The following is a 15,949-nucleotide window of genomic DNA, read 5'->3' on the forward strand; positions in this document are numbered from 1 at the left end:
AGCTATTGAAATAATAGCTGGCAGCGCTTTGTGGATAAGCGCTAGCGGCCTATGTGGCCTATGTGACCTGCATTCTCGGCCGCGATGTCCCGAAACTGAGCCGACACCCGCGCATCCGCCGCCGCTGCGCGCCAGAACGCCAGTGCCAGGCCCCGCGCGTCGGCCCATTCGCTCAGCGTGGCGGCGGTGGGTTGCAGGGGGCGGCTGGCAAAGTCGCGCGGCACCAGCTCGCCACCCACCGGGGCGTAGAGCATGGGCAGCATGTCGTAGGTGGGGGACAGCGCCCAGTCGTCATCTTTGAGCACCAGCGAGATGTTGCCGTAGTGCCGGTCGGTGTTGGCGATGAGCTGGCCGTAGGCCTCCAGCAGGCGCAGGGTGCGGGCGTCGGCCGGGGTCAGCAGGTGGCGCGCTGCCATGCGGTTGGCGGTGGCGGCCCAGTTGTCGATCTCGCCCACGTACTCGGCGTTGTACACCTGCAGCGACACCATGCCGATGCGTCCGCCCAGGCTGTCGGTGCCCTGCCACGTCAGCGGCGTGCGGTCAAAACGCTCCGATTCCAGGAACACGCGCCCCGCGTCCATGAACAGCTGCGTGGGCGCCGCCGGCAGCCCGGCCTGCGCCAGGGTCTGCAGCGCCAGGTGCTCGCACACCAGCAGGTCGCGCAGGCGCTGGTCGGCGGGGGCGTCGCCCGCGGGCGAGAACTTGACGATCACGTGCCGCCCCGCGGTGATGGTGCAGAACTTGGGCTGCTCGCCGCCCGCCGACGAGCCGGGGTGGGTGCCGCGCATGGCCTGCTCGGCCAGGGCCGGGTAGGCCGCGGCAGAGTCCACCCGCGAGGCGCGTGCTGGCAGCGTGTGAAAGCGCTGGAACGCGGCCTCGCCCATGATGAGGTTGCCCGGCAGGTCGTCGCCATACAGCGTCATCGCGCGCAGCACGTCGTCGTCGCTCCAGTGGCCCGGGTCGTGGCCCAGCTGCAGCTCGGGGTGGGCGTGCGCAAAGGTGCGGCCCATGAAGCCCTGGGGCCGCATGTCGTCCAGAAACCAGGGCAGGCCGTCGTGCCGCGCACTCACACCGTCGGCCTCGTCCACCCAGAAGGCGCCGCCCTCCAGCGGCACCATGCGTGCAAACGGAGACGGGCGGCCGTGAGCGTCGATGCGCATCACCAGCACTTCGTTGCCCACGTTGGGCACGGTGCGCGGCAGTACATAGCGCTGCGACCGTGCCGCGCCCACCTTTTGCACCTGCCCCCCGTGGATCAGCGGTGCCAGCGCCCGCGACACGGTGGGCTGGCTCACGCCCAGCAGCTCCTGCAGCTCGGCACTGGTGAGCACGCCGCCCTGGCGGCGCAGGGCGGCAAGGGCTTTGGAGGTGAGGTCTGGGGCGCGCGCCATGAATGATTATATGAATGGATAAAAATCAGTGGATAGCCAATGAATTCAATGGTTTTTTGATATTTTTGAATAGATAAATTGGAATGCAGCTGGCGCGAAGATGGCACGATGGCGGTGATGGCCCGGCACCTTTTCAAAGCATCCGTGTCTCACCCAACCCTTCAAGGAGAGAACCCCCATGCTGCACCGCCGACGATTTCTGACCACCGCCTCCCGCAGCCTGGCCCTGGGCGGCGCTGCGCTGACGCTGGCGGGGCGTGCCGCGTGGGCCCTGCCCAGCTACACCGTGCCGCTGTCGCAGCTGCAGGAGATGACGGCCACCAAGTTCCCGCGCAGCGTGCCGGTGCAGGGCCTGTTCGACCTGACCCTGCAGGCGCCGCGGCTGCGCCTGTTGCCCGAGGTGAACCGCATCGGCGCCACCATGGCGGTGGACGCGGCGGGCGCTGCGCTGCGGCGCAGCCATGCGGGCACGTTCGATGTGGAGTTTGCGCTGCGCTACGAGGCCAGCGACCGCACGCTGCGGGCGCACCAGATCAAGCTGGGCAAGCTGGATTTCCCCACGCTCAAGCCGGCGGTCAACGAACTGCTCAACGCCTACGGCCCGGTGCTGGCCGAGCAGTCTCTGGGCGAAGTCACGCTGCACCAGCTGCGCCCGCAAGACACCGCCGTGTTCGACGGCATGGGCCTGCAGCCGGGGCCCATCACGGTGACGGCCAAGGGGCTCACGGTGGCGTTCGTGAACAAGCAGCCTTGACGCCCTGGGGCGCTGCTGCCATCAACCACCACCGCAGCGCCCTGCCTGACTCCCTCTCCCCCCGCGGGAGAGGGCCGGGGAGAGGGGGCTTTTGCGGGGGGGCGCGGCGCTTGTCCCTCCTCAGGCCAGGAGGGCGGATTCAACGCCCCGCCTTGCTACTTCCGCTTCGCCGCCACCCGCCGCTGCGCCGCTGCAAACGCATGGTGGCGAATCCACTGCAACGCCTGTCCGCGCTGCCCGCTCTCGGCCGACACGGTGGACGTGGTGGCCACCACCAGGTCCATCGGCGGATACACCCAGATGAACTGCCCGCCAAACCCGCTGGCCATGAACGTGGGGCGCGGCGCCTTGCCGGGCACCACCCACCACAGGTACCCGTACGACAGCCCCACCGGCGGGCCGCCGGTGTTCTGCACCTGCACTGAGGCATCGGCGAATGCCTCTGGCACCAGCGGCTTGCCGTCCCACTGGCCGCGTTGCAGGTACAGCTGGCCGAGCTTGGCCATGTCCTGGGTGCGCAGGTGCACGATGCTGCCCTGGTAGCGCGGCGCCGCCCACCCCATGGGGCCGACCAGTTGCTGGTGCGCATAGTCGGGCAGGGGCATGCCGGTGGCTTTCTCCAGCACGGCGGCCAGCAGCGGCGTCACGGAGTTGTCGTAGGCGAAGGCCTGGCCCGGGTCCGCCACCAGCGGCCGCGCCCAGGCCTCGCGCGCGGGCAGCGGCGGCGCGTTGCCGGACCGGGTGCGCGGGTCGCTGGGCAGCGCAAAGCCCGCCGTCAGCGTCAGCAGGTTCCGCAACGTGATGGTGGCGGCGCGCGGGTCGGGGTTCAGGGGCGCCCATTCGGGCACCAGGTCCACCACGCGCTGGTCCACGCTGGCAATGCGGCCCTGCGCGATGGCCGTGCCCAGGAGGGCCGACAGTGCGCTCTTGGAGGCCGACTGCGTGTCGCGCAGCTTGTCCGGCTCGCCATCGCGGTAGAAGCGGTACACCACGCGGCCGCGCAGCACCACCACGGCGCTGTCGACATCGGCAAACTGGGGCGTGGCCAGCGTGGCCTGCACGCCCTCGAACGCCGCGGCATCCAGCGCCTGCTCTTCAGGCGTGGAGGTTTCGCGCCAGGGCGTAGGGGTCGATTGCGTTGGCGATTGGGATTGCGCCTGCGCGGCAGGCCCGGCCAGACACGCCAGCAGGCCGACGGTGATGCCGATCGAGCGAATGGGCCAGCGACGAGTGCGCATGCAGACTCCTTCATCAAGCGGTGGGCGGACGGTGCGTTCGCGCAGTGTAGAAGCGCAGACCTTTGCGGCAGCCAAAGGCGGCGCGCTGTGCCGCGCGCCCACGTGGTCGTGCGTTGAAGTGAGCCGGACCCTGGGAGCTATCGCTCAGTGGCCCGCCACAGCCCTGCGCAGCGCTGCGCGCGCCAGCAGCCGCGTCGAATCCAGCGTGGGCAGGGCCGAGTTCGCGTCGCTGAGGATGAGCGGGATCTCGGTGCAGCCCAGCACCACCGCGTCGCAGCCCTCGTCGCGCTGCATGCGCGCGATGACCTGCTGAAACGTCGCCACCGACGGCGCGCGGATCACGCCGGGCACCAGCTCGTCCATGATGATGCGGTTGATCTCGCTGCGCTCGGCCTCGGCGGGCCTGACCCAGGCCAAGCCCTGTGCAGCCAGGGCGTCGGGGTACACGCTGCTGTCCACCAGCCAGCGGGTGCCCGTGAGCGCCAGGCGCTGGTAGCCCCGCGCCGCGGCCTCGGCGGCCACCACCTGGGCAATGTGCAGCCAGGGCAGCGGTGAATGCGGCTGCACCCGGTCGAACGCCTGGTGGATCGTGTTGTCCGGGCAGATCAGAAAGTCCGCGCCCGCCCGCGCGAGCTTGTGGGCCGACGCCAGCATCAGGTCGGCCACGCCCTGCAGGTCGCCGCGGTCCAGGCAGTCCACGTAGTCGGCCAGCGAGGGCGTGTGCATCGACACCTCGGGGTGCGCGTGCGCACGGCCCATCAGCGCTGCGCCTTCGGTGCACAGCGTGCGGTAGCACAGGGCCGCACCTTCGGCGGAGCAGCCCACGATGCCGATGTGCAGCGGCTTTGCGCGCGCGTGTGCCGGGGTTGGCAAGGGGGTGTGGGGGGCGGGCGTGGATGCGGTCATGCGGCGGCGGGCACGGTGGCCGGGTGGGCGACGGGGAGGCCTCCATGATGCCAGCCGCGCCAGCCGCGCCATCCCCCACCAGGCCAAGTCAGCGCAGCGCCGCGCTGCCCGTCCCTGGCCGGTGCGCCGTCAGTCGCCCCGCACGCGCTGCGCAAAGCCGCGCTGCGCGAACTGCTCGACGATGAAGTCCACGAACACCCGGGTGCGCGCGGGCAGCAGCTTCTTGCTGGGGTAGTACAGCGACGTGGGGCCCGAGTCGGCCCACCAGCCGGGCAGCACCCGCACCAGGTCGCCGCGCGCGAGCCAGGGCTGCGCAAACGGCATGGGCAGCACGGCCATGCCCAGGCCCATCATCGCAGCCTGGCACATGGCCTCGGGGTCGTCGAAGACGATGCGCGGGCGCAGCTCCGCGGGGGCCGCATCGCCCGCCTTGTTGCGCAGGGTGGTCACCTGCACGCGCCCGGTGCGGATGGTGCGGCGCGCAATGCCGTCCCAGCGCGCCAGGTCGGCGGGGTGGCGCGGCGCACGCCGGCCGCGCAGCAGCGCGGGCGCGGCCACCACCACTAGGTGGATCTGCCCCAGCGTGCGCGCCACCATGTCGGGGTTCAGGTTGAGGCCACCGCCGATGCCCGCGTCGAAGCCCTCGCCGATCAGGTCGACCTGCCGGTTCTCGAAGCGCCAGTCCGGCTGGATGGCCGGGTAGCGCTGCAAGAACTCATCGAGCAACGGCACCAGGTAGGCCCTCCCGAACGCCAGGCCCATGCTGACCTTGAGCGTGCCCGCCGGCTGCCCATCGGCCTCGGCCGCGTGTGCCACCGCGTCGGCCAGCGTGCCCAGCGGCTCGCTGATCTGCGCCAGCAGCCGCTGCCCGCCCTCGGTCAGCGCCAGGCGCCGCGTGCTGCGCTGGAACAGCCGCACCCCCAGGCCGGCTTCGAGCCGCGCCACGTTCTTGCTCACGGCCGCAGGCGTCAGGCCCATGAGCCGCGCGGCGGCCGAGAAGCTGCCGGACTCGGCGGATTTGACGAAGGACTCGAGGTGGCTCAGGGGCTGCATGGTGGGGCTCGGGGTGGCACGCCATTTTCAACCAGGGGTTGAAATAAATACAGCCCATTCATGGCTACCGCACATGCAATGGTTTGCCGACACTGCAGGTGTTTCGCGGCTTCCACAACCGCTCTTTGCAAACCCCTGATTCCCCGGAGAACACCATGACCAGCACCTCTACCCCTGCCCCCGCTTCCGTGCAGCCTTCACCGTCCCCCGCAACCACCGCAGGCGCCCTGGCCGGCAAGGTGGCGTTCGTCACCGGCGGCTCGCGCGGCATCGGCGCGGCCATCGTGCGGCGCCTGGCGCGCGATGGCGCCGCCGTGGCCTTCACCTACAGCAACTCCGAGGCACCGGCCCAGGCCGTGGCCGCAGCCGTCGAGGCCGCCGGTGGCCGTGCGCTGGCCTTGCGCGCCGACAGCACCGATGCCGCGGCCCTCACAGCGGCCATCGACAACGCCGCCCGCACGCTGGGCCGCATCGACATCCTGGTCAACAGCGCCGGTGTGGCGGTGGCGGGCGAGATCGACAGCTTCTCGCTGGCGGACTTCGACCACACGGTGAACGTCAACGTGCGCGCCGTGTTCGTTGCCACGCAGGCCGCCGTGCGCCACATGGGGCAGGGCGGCGCCTACGGCCGTGTGATCACCATCGGCAGCACCAACTCCGACCGCATTCCATGGGCGGGCTTCAGCGTGTACGGCATGAGCAAGGCCGCCATCGTGGGGCTGACCAAGGGCCTGGCGCGCGACCTGGGGCCGCGCGGCATCACCGTGAACAACGTGCAGCCCGGGCCGGTGAATACCGACATGAACCCGGCCGACGGCCCGCTCGCCGGCAACATGCATTCAATGATGGCGCTGGACCGCCACGCGCACCCCGACGAGATCGCGGGCATGGTGGCCTACCTGGCGGGGCCCGAGTCGGGCATGGTCACGGGTGCCAGCCTGCTGATTGACGGCGGCTTCGCGGCCTGACCGGCCTGACCGGCCCGTGCATCGCCCGGTGCGCTACCGTCACTGCGCCGGCTTGCGTGCGCGGGGCTTTTTCTGGACGCCAGGGCCGTGGGCCGCCAGCTCCTGCGGCGTGAGGGTGTAGGCCGGGTTGCCCGCCACCATCTCCACCGCCAGGTCGATGAAGGCCCGCACCCGCGCGGGCAGCGCGGTGCGGCTGCCGTAGTACGCGTACAGCGCCAAGTGCTGCGCCACGTGCTGGGGCAGCAGCGGCACCAGCTGGCCGCTGCGCACCAGCGGCGCCGCGGTCACGCCCACCAACTGGCCCACCGCGTGGCCGCCCACCACGGCGCGCGCCTCGACCTCGATGTCGTTGGTGCAGAACGCGGGGTGCACCGTGCGCGCCACGATGTCGTCGCCCACCTGGAACTCCCACGGCATGGGTTTGCCGGTGGACGGGTGCCTAAACCCGCTGCAGCGGTGCTGCGCCAGGTCGTCGATGCTGGCGGGCGCGCCGTGGCGGGCGATGTAGGCGGGCGCGGCGCACACGATGAGCTGCAGGGTGATCAGCCGCCGCGCGACCACGCCGCCCTCAGGCGGGTAGCCCGAGCGAAAGCCCACGTCCACGCGGTCTTCCACCCAGTTGCCGATGCGGTCGTCCAGCTGCACATCGGGCTCCACCCGCGGGTGGCGGCGGCAGAACTCGTGCAGCACCGGCCAGATCACCTCCAGCACGATGGAGCGCGGCGCCGCAATGCGCAGCGGCCCGGTCATCTCCTCGCGCCCGCGCCGGGCGCCCTGCACCGCGTGCTGCAGCGTGGCCAGGCCCGGCTGCGCCGACGCCAGAAACTGCCGGCCCTCCTCGGTCAGGCTCAGGCTGCGCGTGGTGCGGTGGAACAGCCGCACGCCCAGGTGCGACTCCAGCTGCACCAGCAACTGGCTGGCCGCCTGGGGCGTGATGCCCTGCGTGGCGGCGGCCTGGCGCAGGCTGCCCAGCTCGGCGGCCTTGGCGAAGTTGGCGATGGCGCGCAGTTCATTGATGGCCATGGTGGGCAGGCATTGTGCCGTTCGGGTGCGGGGTGAGTGTGTGGTGGATTGGCAAGCACTGCTTGCGAATGAATCCAGAGATTATGGGCTAGTCGCTTGGCAATGAAGTGCCTAAAGTTCACGGCCATGGGCACCGCCCATTGCTCAACACCACCTCAAGGACCTGCCATGACTTCCACCACAGCCACCACCATCCATTCCTCGTATCCCCGCGTCTGGATGATCACCGGCGCCTCGCGCGGCATCGGCGCGCGCATTGCCGAGGCCGCGCTGGCCCAGGGCGATGCCGTCGTCGCCACATCGCGCAGCGCCGCATCGGTCGAACAGCGCCTGGGCGCCCGCGACGCGCTGCTGCCCCTGGCGCTGGACGTGACCGACGAAGCCCAGGCGCAGGCCGCCGTGCAGCGCGCGCTGGCGCACTTTGGCCGCATCGATGTGCTGGTCAACAACGCAGGCTACGGCCTGCTCGGCGCGGTCGAAGAAGCCACGGCCGACGAGGTGCGCCGCCTGTACGACACCAATGTGTTCGGCCTGCTGCACGTGACCCGCGCGGTGCTGCCCGCCCTGCGTGCGCGCCGCGCCGGGCACGTGGTCAACATCTCGTCGCTGGGCGGCGTGCAGTCGGCCGCGGGGTTCGGTGTGTACTGCTCGACCAAGTTCGCGGTCGAAGGGTTGACCGAGGCCCTGCACGCCGAACTGGCGCCGCTGGGCATCCACGCCACGGTGGTGGAGCCCGGGTACTTTCGCACCGAGTTCCTGGACGGCAGCTCGCTGGCCGTGTCGCCCCAGGTGATGGACGACTACGCCATGAGCGCCGGCGCCGTGCGCGAGGCCGCGCGCCGCATCAACCTGAACCAGCCCGGCGACCCGGTGCGCCTGGCCCAGGCCATCATGCAACTGGTGGCCAGCCCCACGCCCCCGCTGCGCCTGCCGCTGGGCACAGACACGTTGCAGACCATTGCCGACAAGCACGCGTTCGTCGAGCGCGAAACCGCGCAGTGGCGGGCGGTGGCGGCGTCCACGGACTTTCCGGCAGAGACGGCATTGCGCGCGGCTTGACGCAGGCCGGATGCACGGCGCGGGCTGGGCGGCGTGCGCCCCGCCCGCCGCATCGGGTGGGGGTTCTGGCAACCGTCCTACAGCGGCGCGGCAGCGCGTGGATTACAACCGGACATCGTTGTTGTCCATGCCCTGCCGACGCACCGGCCGGCGCTGATCCCCCTTCTGCCATGGCATCTCCATCCTCCGCTTCTTCCAACGCCTTCCGTACCGCCAGCGCCCGGGTGGCGCCGGTGGTGGTCATCACCGGTGCCTCCAGCGGCATCGGCCACGCCACCGCGCTGGCCTTCGCCCGCCGCGGCGCGCGCCTGGTGCTGGCGGCCCGCAACCCCGACACCCTGGCCCCCGTGGCCATGGCCTGCCGCGAGGCCGGCGCCAACACCGCGCTGGGCGTGCCCACCGACGTGACCGACCCCGACGCCGTGGCCCAACTGGCCGATACCGCGCTGCGCCACCATGGCCGCATCGACGTGTGGATCAACGGCGTGGGCGTGGGAGCGGTGGGCCGGTTCGACGAGACACCGGTTGCATCGCACCGCCGCGTGCTGGAGGCCAATCTGCTGGGGCACCTGCACGGCGCACATGCAGCGCTGCGCCACTTCCGCGAGCGCGGCGAGGGCACGCTGATCAACATGATTTCTGCGGGCGGCTGGATCCCCTCGCCCTATGCGGCCGCGTACACGGCCAGCAAGTTCGGGCTGCGCGGCCTGTCCGAGGCGCTGCGGGCCGAAGTGTCCGACCTGCCCCGGGTGCATGTGTGCGATGTGGCGCCCACCTTCGTCGATTCGCCGGGCCTGTCGCACGGCGCCAACTACACCGGCCGCAACCTGCAGCCCCGCATCCCGATGCTGGACCCGCGCCGCGTGGCCGACGCCATCGTGGCGCTGGCCGACAGCCCCCGGGCCGTGACCTGGCTCGGCGCTGCCGCCGTGCCGGGCCGCGTGGCCCACACGCTGGCGCCGGAGCGCCTGGGCGCGGTGATGCGCTGGGTGACCGAGCGCGCCCTGGGCAGCGCGCGCGCCGTGCCGTCCGGTGACGGCAACCTGTTCGAGCCCTCGCGCGGCACCGCCATCGACGGCGGCCAGCGCCGCGCGCAGCGCCACAGCCTGGGCCTGGTGGCCGCGCTGGGCGCCGCAGGCCTGGCCCTGGGCGTGTGGGCGGGCCGCCGCCGTTGACGATGATGATGGGGACGACCCAGCGCAGATAACGAAACCCAGCGCAGCGGCTCTGGCCGGCCGCTGCAACGACGCCCGCAGAGTTTTTACAGCCGCTCCAAGGAGCTTGCCATGCCGGATTCCATCCCCCTGTCGTCGGCGCCCGTTGCGGCACCGGTCGCTCCCGCTGTTCCCACTGCCCCTGCTGCGCCTGTTGCTGCTGCGGGCAGGGCCGCGGCGCCCTTCGTGCTGTATGCGGTGCGGGGCCGCGTGTACGCCAGCAACGTGAAGAACAAGCTCGTGGACCTGGGCCGCCTGTCGCACGACGGGGCCGATGGCACGTATGCCTATCTGCTCGATGGCGACAAGGCCACGGGCAGCGGGTTCGCCGATGCGCAGGCGGCGCTGGCGCACATCGCGCAGACGACCACCTTCCTCTTCCTGGACGGCCAGTTCACCGCGCTGGAGGACCTGGGCGGTGCCGACCGACCCGACATCGCCGATGTACCGCAATTGTCGGTCGCGCTGGAGCGCCCGGGGCGCGGCGATACGGCGGTGTCGAGGTAGCGAACGAGCTTCGGCCGGGGCACTGCCAGGCCGCCGGCAGGCAGCGCCCGGCATCGGCCAGGGGGCCTGTCTGGCACGGCGGCCTGCAGCGCGGCGTGTTCACACCGGCCGCGAGAATTCCATCACCCAGTTCACTTCCCAGGTGCCGCCACCGTCGCCTGAAAACGCCTGCTGCCAGCGCGGCGTCGGCGTGCCGGTCCGGGTCCATTCAAAGCGCACCTGCACGGGGCGGCCGTCCAGCAGTTCCTGGCCTTCAAAAATGCCCACGCCGTTGTCGAAGCCGCCCACCACCGGCGGCATCAGCAAACCCGTGGCGGCATCAAGCCCGCCGGTGGTGTTGTCCAGCCAGTAGATGCTCCAGCGCTGCGCGGCGGGGCTGAACACCCGCAGCGTCATGCCCACGAAGCCGGGCTTCCAGGCCAGCGGCACAAAGTCGTCGCAGTTGCCGATGCCGCCGGGCAGGGGCCGCGCCTGCCCGGTGGCGTCGAACACCTCCCAGTCGTTGCAGCCCGCCAGGCGCCGCACCAGCCGCGTGTTGCGGATGCGCCAGGGGCCCATGAGGAAGTCGAAGTCGCGCGCGGCGCTGGGCGCCACGGCGGGCGAGGGGATGGTGATGAGGTGGGGCGTCGTGGCCATGGTGGTGCTCCGGTGAGGCCGCTTCAGGCGTGCAACGCGCTGCGCGCCGTGGGCTGCAGCCGCAAGGACTCGGGCGCGCGGGCCAGCCAGGGCGCCAGGCCCGGCGCGACGCCGCGCTCCCAGGCGCCGCTGGTGGCAAACGCCTGCGCCGCCGATTCGCTGCCGAACAGTGCCAGTGCCAGCAGCACATGCTCGCCTTCGCGCACCGGCAGGCGGGGAAAGGTGTTGGGGCTGGTCTCGGTGCAGTACCACGCCACCTGCCGCGCGCCGCTGCGCTGCAGCAGGGGCGCCATGCGGTGGCGGCAAAAGTCCAGCAGCGCGGGCGTGGCGGCCTCGTGCAGGTGGAACACGGTGGCCGCCAGCAGGCCGGGGGCTGCGCCGCTGGCGGCGGCGGCACCCGGTGCGGGGCGCGGGTGCTGGGGCAATGCCGCCGCGGCGCCGGGCCAGGCGGGGCGCAGCAGCAGCACGTTGTCCGAGTCGATCATGGTGGCGTTGGCGGCGCTGCGGTGCGCCGCCCAGGTGGGCCCGCCGTAGAAGGCTTCGAGCGCCTGGCGCCGGGCGGGCATGCTGGCAAAGCCGCGCAGCCAGACGAACAGGTCGGGCCGCTCCAGGTCGCGGAACTGGCCCAGCACGCGCATGCCCTGTGCCTCCTGCGTTTCCACGAACTCGCGGTCGAACAGGTCGATGAGCACGTCGCGCTGGTGCGGGTGCAGCGTGTACTGGCGCAGCTCGACGATGGCGCATGCGTCGGCGGCAGCGGGCGGGGCGGTGGTGTCGGTGGTGTCGGTGGTGTCGGGCGTCGTGGCGGTGAGGGTGTCTTCGGGCATGCGGGCTCCTGGTGGAAATGGCGGGTGAAAGGGGTTGAAAGGCAACCAGCACTGCAGTCTGCGCCCGCATACCTGCCACCGCATGGCAGGTATTTCGGCTATCTTTGCGATGCCTGTTTCTGGCGGGGTGCGGCCGGCCGTTCGGCCCGCCGGTCCCCGTCACGCCACCGACCTCATCGATCCACCCATGCGCGCCAGCCGCCTGTTGTCCCTTCAGATGCTGCTCGAGACCCAGGGCCGCATGAGCGCGACCGTGCTGGCCGATGCGCTGGAGATCTCGGTGCGCACGCTGTACCGCGATGTGGACCAGCTGAGCGCAGCCGGCGTGCCCATCTACGCCGAGCGCGGGCGCCACGGCGGGTTTGCGCTGCTGCCGGGCTGGAAGACCACGCTCACCGGGCTCACGCCGTCGGAGGCGCAGGCCGTGTTCCTGAGCGGCCTGCCCGGCCCCGCGCAGCAGCTGGGGCTGGGCGACGAGGTGGAGGGCGCGCGCCTGAAGCTGCTGTCGGCCCTGCCCGCTGCCTGGCGCGAAGACGCCCAGCGGGTGAGCACCCGCCTGCACCTGGACCCGGTGGACTGGTACCGCGAGAGCGACCCCACGCCCCACCTCGCCACCGTGGCCGCCGCCGTTTGGAACGGCCACCAGATCACGATGCGCTACGTAAGCTGGGCCGACACCGTGCAGCGCACCGTGAGCCCGCTGGGCCTGGTGCTCAAGGCCGGTGTCTGGTACCTGGTGGCGCTGCCTGCCGCCCGGGCAGGGGGCGATGCCCCGGCGCGCGGCGAGGGCGGGCCGCGCACCTACCGCGTCTCCAACATCCTGGCGGCGCAGGCGCTGGAGGCGGCGGTGCGGCGCCCGGCGCGGTTCGACCTGCCCGCGTATTGGGCGGCATCCATCGAGCGCTTCGAGTCTTCGCTGTACACCGGCGAGGCCACGCTGCTGGCCACGCCGGCAGGCCTCAAGGGGTTGCGCATGCTCAGCAGCGCGGTGGCGCGGGCGGTGGCAGCGGCGCCGGCCTCACGCCGGCAGGACGGGCGGGTGGCGGTGACGGTGCCCATCGAATCGGTGGAGCACGCCTGCGGCCAGTTCATGCGCCTGTCGCCCCAGGTCGAGGTGGTCAAGCCCGCCGCGCTGCGTCGCGCGCTGGTGGAGCGGTTGCGCCGCACGGCAACGCTCTATGGCCTGTCGGTCGATGGGTAATAGGGTGCTATTAAATTTGTAGCTGGTAGCGCTGGATGGTCGCGCGGTAGAGGCCGAAAAGATTCTGAATCAGGCCGCGAGCAGTGCCGGTGCGGGATGCGCGTGCGTCAGCTGAAAGCGGGTGTCCACGCGGAACACGGCCACCGATTGCACGAGCCCGTGGGTCTGCTGGTTCAGGGTGTGCGCGGCGGCGGCCATCTGCTCCACCAGGGCCGCGTTCTGCTGCGTGGACTGGTCGAGCTCGGCCACGGCGCTGCCGATCTGGCTGATGCCGGTGGTCTGCTCGCGGGTGGCGGCGCTGATCTCGCCGATCAGGTCGGCCACGCGGTGCACTTCGCCCACGATCTCCGTCATGGCCGAGCCCGCGGTGGTGACCAGGGTCGAGCCGGTCTTGACCTTGTCCGCGCTGGCTTCGATGAGCGACTTGATCTCCTTGGCGGCCTGGGCGCTGCGCTGCGCGAGCGTGCGCACCTCGCTGGCCACCACGGCAAAGCCGCGGCCCTGCTCGCCGGCGCGCGCCGCCTCGACCGCAGCGTTCAGCGCGAGGATGTTGGTCTGGAACGCGATGCCGTCGATCACGCTGGTGATGTCGGCGATGCGGCGCGAGCTGGTGGCGATGTCGTTCATGGTGGTGACCACCTGGGCCACCACCGTGCCCCCGTTTTCGGCCGCGGCGCGTGCGGAGGATGCCAGCTGGCTGGCCTGCTGCGCGGTGTCGGAGTTCTGCTGCACGGTCGCGGTCATTTCTTCCATGGACGCGGCGCTCTGCTGCAGGCTGCGCGCCTGCTGTTCGGTGCGGTGGGACAGGTCGGTGTTGCCCGTGGCGATCTCGCGCGAGCCCGCTTCGATGGCGGTGGCCGCGGCGCGGACCTGGTCCACGATGCCCGCCAGCGCCGCCTGCATGCCGCCCAGCGAGGCGAGCACGCTGTCGGCCGGCGCTGCCGCGCCGCCGGGCACCGGGCCCAGGTCGCCCGAGGCCACGCGGCGGGCCGCGGCGCTCAGCTCCACGGGGTCGGCGCCCAGGGAGCGCATGAGGCTGCGGTTGATCAGCAGCGCCAGGCCCACGGCCGCAGCGATGGCGACGAGCGCCACCGCCACGAGCGCCAGGCGGTTGTCGCTGTAGTGTTCAGCGGCGATGCGGATCTCCTGCGCGCCCGACGCGGTGATGAGCTGCGTGTACTGCGACGTGGTGGCGATGAGCTGCTGCAGCAGCGGCTGGCATTCGGCGTTCATCTTGACCGTGGCCTCGTCCTTCCTGCCGGCCAGCGCCAGGGCCACGATGTCGAGCGCCACCGGGCCGTAGCGGCTTTCGATGGCCTCGAGCTTCTCGAACAGCGCGCGCTCGCCGGGCTCGACGTGCGTGCCGCGGGCCAGTGCCGCGCGCAGCTGGGACATCCCGTCCTGCACCCGCTCGTGCGCCGCCTTCACGGCGGCGGTTTCCATCGCGATGTCGGACGCACCGGTGAGCAGGATCAGGTTGCGCGCCGAGATCGCCCGTGCGCTGGCGGCGGCGTGCACATCGCGCGCCAGGCTGCCGCGGGTGAATTCGTTGCCGACGAAGCTCTGGAACTCGGCCTGTGCGCCGCCCAGGCTGCGCAGCGACAGGATGGAGACACCGATCAACAACGCGATCAGTACAAAAAATGCCATCGTCAGTTTCTGGGTGACGGTTTTGCTGTGGAAGTTCATGGTGGTGCTCAAGGGGCGCTGCAACGGTCACATCGGCGTGCGGCTCCCGGGGGACGCACTGGCGGTTAGCGGCTTTGTGACCAATTGGTTTTGTTTGTGACTTTTGGTTTCAATATGCGAATTATTGGTACGCAGGCGGCGCGTCTGTGTAGGCGAACTTCGACAACCCAGTCTAAAAAGGGGGCATCGGGTGGCGATGGGAGGGGGTGCAGGCCCACTTGAGCGGTCCCTGGCCGCAGCGAAGGGCCGCCTCCAGGCGATGCGGGTCGGGGGTGGGCTGCGCAGTGTGCGCCGCGGTCTACAGCCCGCGCTCGACCATGTCCAGCAGCCGCTGGCCCAGGGCGTCCAGCATCGGCTGCGGCGTGCCCCGCAGCGGGCCGTCGATGGCCAGCAGCGCCATGCCGTGCACGGTGGACCAGGCCAGGTACTCCGCGCCGGGGCGGCGCTCGGCGGGCAGCGCGCCAGCGGCCACCAGGTCATCGAGCGCCGCACTCAGGTGCTCGAAAGGGTTGAGCCCCGTGGCGCCGCCCATGGCCGGGTCCGGGTCGTGCTGCACCGTGAAGCGGCCGCCGAACGCCGTGCGGAACAGCCCGGTCTCGGCGTGGGCAAACCGCATGTAGCCCGCGCCCACGGCGCGCACCCGGGCGTGGGCCTGCTCGGTGGGCGTACCGGTGGCGGGCACCCGGGACAGCTCGTCCTCCATGAAGCGCGCGGCCGAGGCCACGGCGGCGGCGCGCACGGCATCGAGCAGATCGTCGCGGTTGGCGAAATGCCGGTACGCCGCATTGGGGGCCACACCCGCGCGGCGCGTGGCCTCGCGCAGCACCACCGCGTCGGGGCCGCCCTGGCGGGCCAGCTCGATGCCGGCATCCAGCAGGGCGCGGCGCAGGTCTCCATGGCGGTAGGTGCTGCGTGCGGCCGGGGTGTTGCGGGTGCTTACGTTCATGGGTGGGGCAGATGTGGACACTGTCCATTATCTTTGGTATTGTTTGTGGACGGTGTTCACAATTGCGCGCCGCACCCCACACGACCCCAAGGAGACCGCCATGAAGATCGAGCCGTACCTGATGTTTGAAGGCCGCTGCGAAGAGGCCCTGGATTTCTACCGAAGCGCCCTGGGCGCCCAGGTGACCACCCTCATGCGCTACAAGGACAACCCCGATCCCGCCGCCGGCCCGGGTTGCGCCGAGGGCGGCGGGCCCGGCCCCACGCCGGAGATGGTCATGCACGCCGCGTTCACCGTGGGCGAGACGCAGCTCATGGCGTCCGACGGCATGGGCTCGGGCAAGGCCAGCTTCCAGGGCATCTCGCTGGCCCTGAGCCCTGCCGACGAAGCCGAGGCCCGGCGCTACTTCGATGCGCTGGCCGACGGCGGCCAGGTGCAGATGCCGCTGACCAAGACCTTCTTCTCCAAGGCCTTCGGCATGGTGGCCGACCGCTTCGGCGTGTCGTGGATGGTGGTGGCACCCGAATGAGCGCGCCG

16 protein-coding genes are annotated in these 15,949 nt (G+C 71.2%); 7 read left to right on the top strand and 9 right to left on the bottom strand.

The annotated features are described in order from the left end of the window. Positions 1-41: 41 nt before the first annotated feature. A complete protein-coding gene (yjjJ, locus tag ASG27_RS03185) occupies positions 42-1,391 on the bottom strand; it encodes a type II toxin-antitoxin system HipA family toxin YjjJ (protein ID WP_056411260.1) in 1,350 nt (449 codons plus the stop codon). A 178-nt stretch (positions 1,392-1,569) separates the two neighbouring features. On the opposite strand from yjjJ, the gene ASG27_RS03190 reads away from it, so the two are divergent. Next, entirely contained in the window at positions 1,570-2,145 is a 576-nt protein-coding gene (locus ASG27_RS03190) for a hypothetical protein (protein ID WP_056411261.1), read from the top strand. A 155-nt stretch (positions 2,146-2,300) separates the two neighbouring features. Here the strand turns inward: ASG27_RS03190 and ASG27_RS03195 are convergent, their stop codons facing one another. The 3 genes from ASG27_RS03195 to ASG27_RS03205 all read right to left on the bottom strand — a co-directional run bounded on the left by ASG27_RS03195 (position 2,301) and on the right by ASG27_RS03205 (position 5,342). Further along, entirely contained in the window at positions 2,301-3,383 is a 1,083-nt protein-coding gene (locus ASG27_RS03195) for a serine hydrolase domain-containing protein (RefSeq protein ID WP_056411263.1), read from the bottom strand. A gap of 144 nt (positions 3,384-3,527) precedes the next feature. After that, on the bottom strand, positions 3,528-4,289 hold the full coding sequence (locus tag ASG27_RS03200; RefSeq protein WP_082485733.1) for an aspartate/glutamate racemase family protein: 762 nt from the start codon (positions 4,287-4,289) through the stop codon (positions 3,528-3,530). Between the two features lie 129 nt (positions 4,290-4,418). Further along, entirely contained in the window at positions 4,419-5,342 is a 924-nt protein-coding gene (locus ASG27_RS03205; RefSeq protein ID WP_056411267.1) for a LysR family transcriptional regulator, read from the bottom strand. 155 nt (positions 5,343-5,497) lie between these two features. On the opposite strand from ASG27_RS03205, the gene ASG27_RS03210 reads away from it, so the two are divergent. After that, positions 5,498-6,310 (top strand): SDR family oxidoreductase, encoded by an 813-nt coding sequence (locus ASG27_RS03210; protein ID WP_056411269.1) that lies wholly within the window; start codon positions 5,498-5,500, stop codon positions 6,308-6,310. Positions 6,311-6,349: 39 nt separating this feature from the next. Here ASG27_RS03210 and ASG27_RS03215 read toward each other — a convergent pair whose 3' ends face one another. After that, complete coding sequence (locus ASG27_RS03215; protein WP_056411271.1) at positions 6,350-7,333, bottom strand: LysR family transcriptional regulator; 984 nt, start codon at positions 7,331-7,333, stop codon at positions 6,350-6,352. Positions 7,334-7,501: 168 nt separating this feature from the next. On the opposite strand from ASG27_RS03215, the gene ASG27_RS03220 reads away from it, so the two are divergent. The 3 genes from ASG27_RS03220 (at position 7,502) to ASG27_RS03230 (ending at position 10,113) form a co-directional block, all read left to right on the top strand. After that, the gene (locus ASG27_RS03220) at positions 7,502-8,392 is read left to right on the top strand and encodes an oxidoreductase (protein WP_056411273.1); all 891 of its coding nucleotides are present in this window, start codon (positions 7,502-7,504) and stop codon (positions 8,390-8,392) included. Positions 8,393-8,562: 170 nt separating this feature from the next. Further along, positions 8,563-9,567, top strand: coding sequence for an SDR family oxidoreductase (locus tag ASG27_RS03225; protein ID WP_056411275.1), 1,005 nt, complete (start codon positions 8,563-8,565; stop codon positions 9,565-9,567). Between the two features lie 111 nt (positions 9,568-9,678). Next, entirely contained in the window at positions 9,679-10,113 is a 435-nt protein-coding gene (locus ASG27_RS03230) for a hypothetical protein (protein ID WP_056411277.1), read from the top strand. 99 nt (positions 10,114-10,212) lie between these two features. On the opposite strand, the gene ASG27_RS03235 is transcribed toward ASG27_RS03230, so the two are convergent. Further along, positions 10,213-10,749, bottom strand: a complete 537-nt coding sequence (locus ASG27_RS03235) for a hypothetical protein (protein ID WP_056411280.1) — start codon at positions 10,747-10,749, stop codon at positions 10,213-10,215. Between the two features lie 23 nt (positions 10,750-10,772). Beyond that, positions 10,773-11,576, bottom strand: coding sequence for an NIPSNAP family protein (locus ASG27_RS03240; RefSeq protein WP_082485734.1), 804 nt, complete (start codon positions 11,574-11,576; stop codon positions 10,773-10,775). 187 nt (positions 11,577-11,763) lie between these two features. On the opposite strand from ASG27_RS03240, the gene ASG27_RS03245 reads away from it, so the two are divergent. After that, positions 11,764-12,777, top strand: coding sequence for a helix-turn-helix transcriptional regulator (locus tag ASG27_RS03245; protein ID WP_056411281.1), 1,014 nt, complete (start codon positions 11,764-11,766; stop codon positions 12,775-12,777). Between the two features lie 69 nt (positions 12,778-12,846). Here the strand turns inward: ASG27_RS03245 and ASG27_RS27840 are convergent, their stop codons facing one another. After that, on the bottom strand, positions 12,847-14,466 hold the full coding sequence (locus ASG27_RS27840) for a methyl-accepting chemotaxis protein (protein ID WP_056411282.1): 1,620 nt from the start codon (positions 14,464-14,466) through the stop codon (positions 12,847-12,849). 298 nt (positions 14,467-14,764) lie between these two features. Further along, a complete protein-coding gene (locus ASG27_RS03255) occupies positions 14,765-15,412 on the bottom strand; it encodes a TetR/AcrR family transcriptional regulator (RefSeq protein ID WP_056411284.1) in 648 nt (215 codons plus the stop codon). A gap of 100 nt (positions 15,413-15,512) precedes the next feature. On the opposite strand from ASG27_RS03255, the gene ASG27_RS03260 reads away from it, so the two are divergent. Continuing rightward, a complete protein-coding gene (locus ASG27_RS03260; RefSeq protein ID WP_056411656.1) occupies positions 15,513-15,941 on the top strand; it encodes a VOC family protein in 429 nt (142 codons plus the stop codon). The last annotated feature ends 8 nt before the right edge of the window (positions 15,942-15,949 follow it).

Source organism: Acidovorax sp. Leaf191, from assembly GCF_001424425.1.
Classification (GTDB): domain Bacteria; phylum Pseudomonadota; class Gammaproteobacteria; order Burkholderiales; family Burkholderiaceae_C; genus Acidovorax.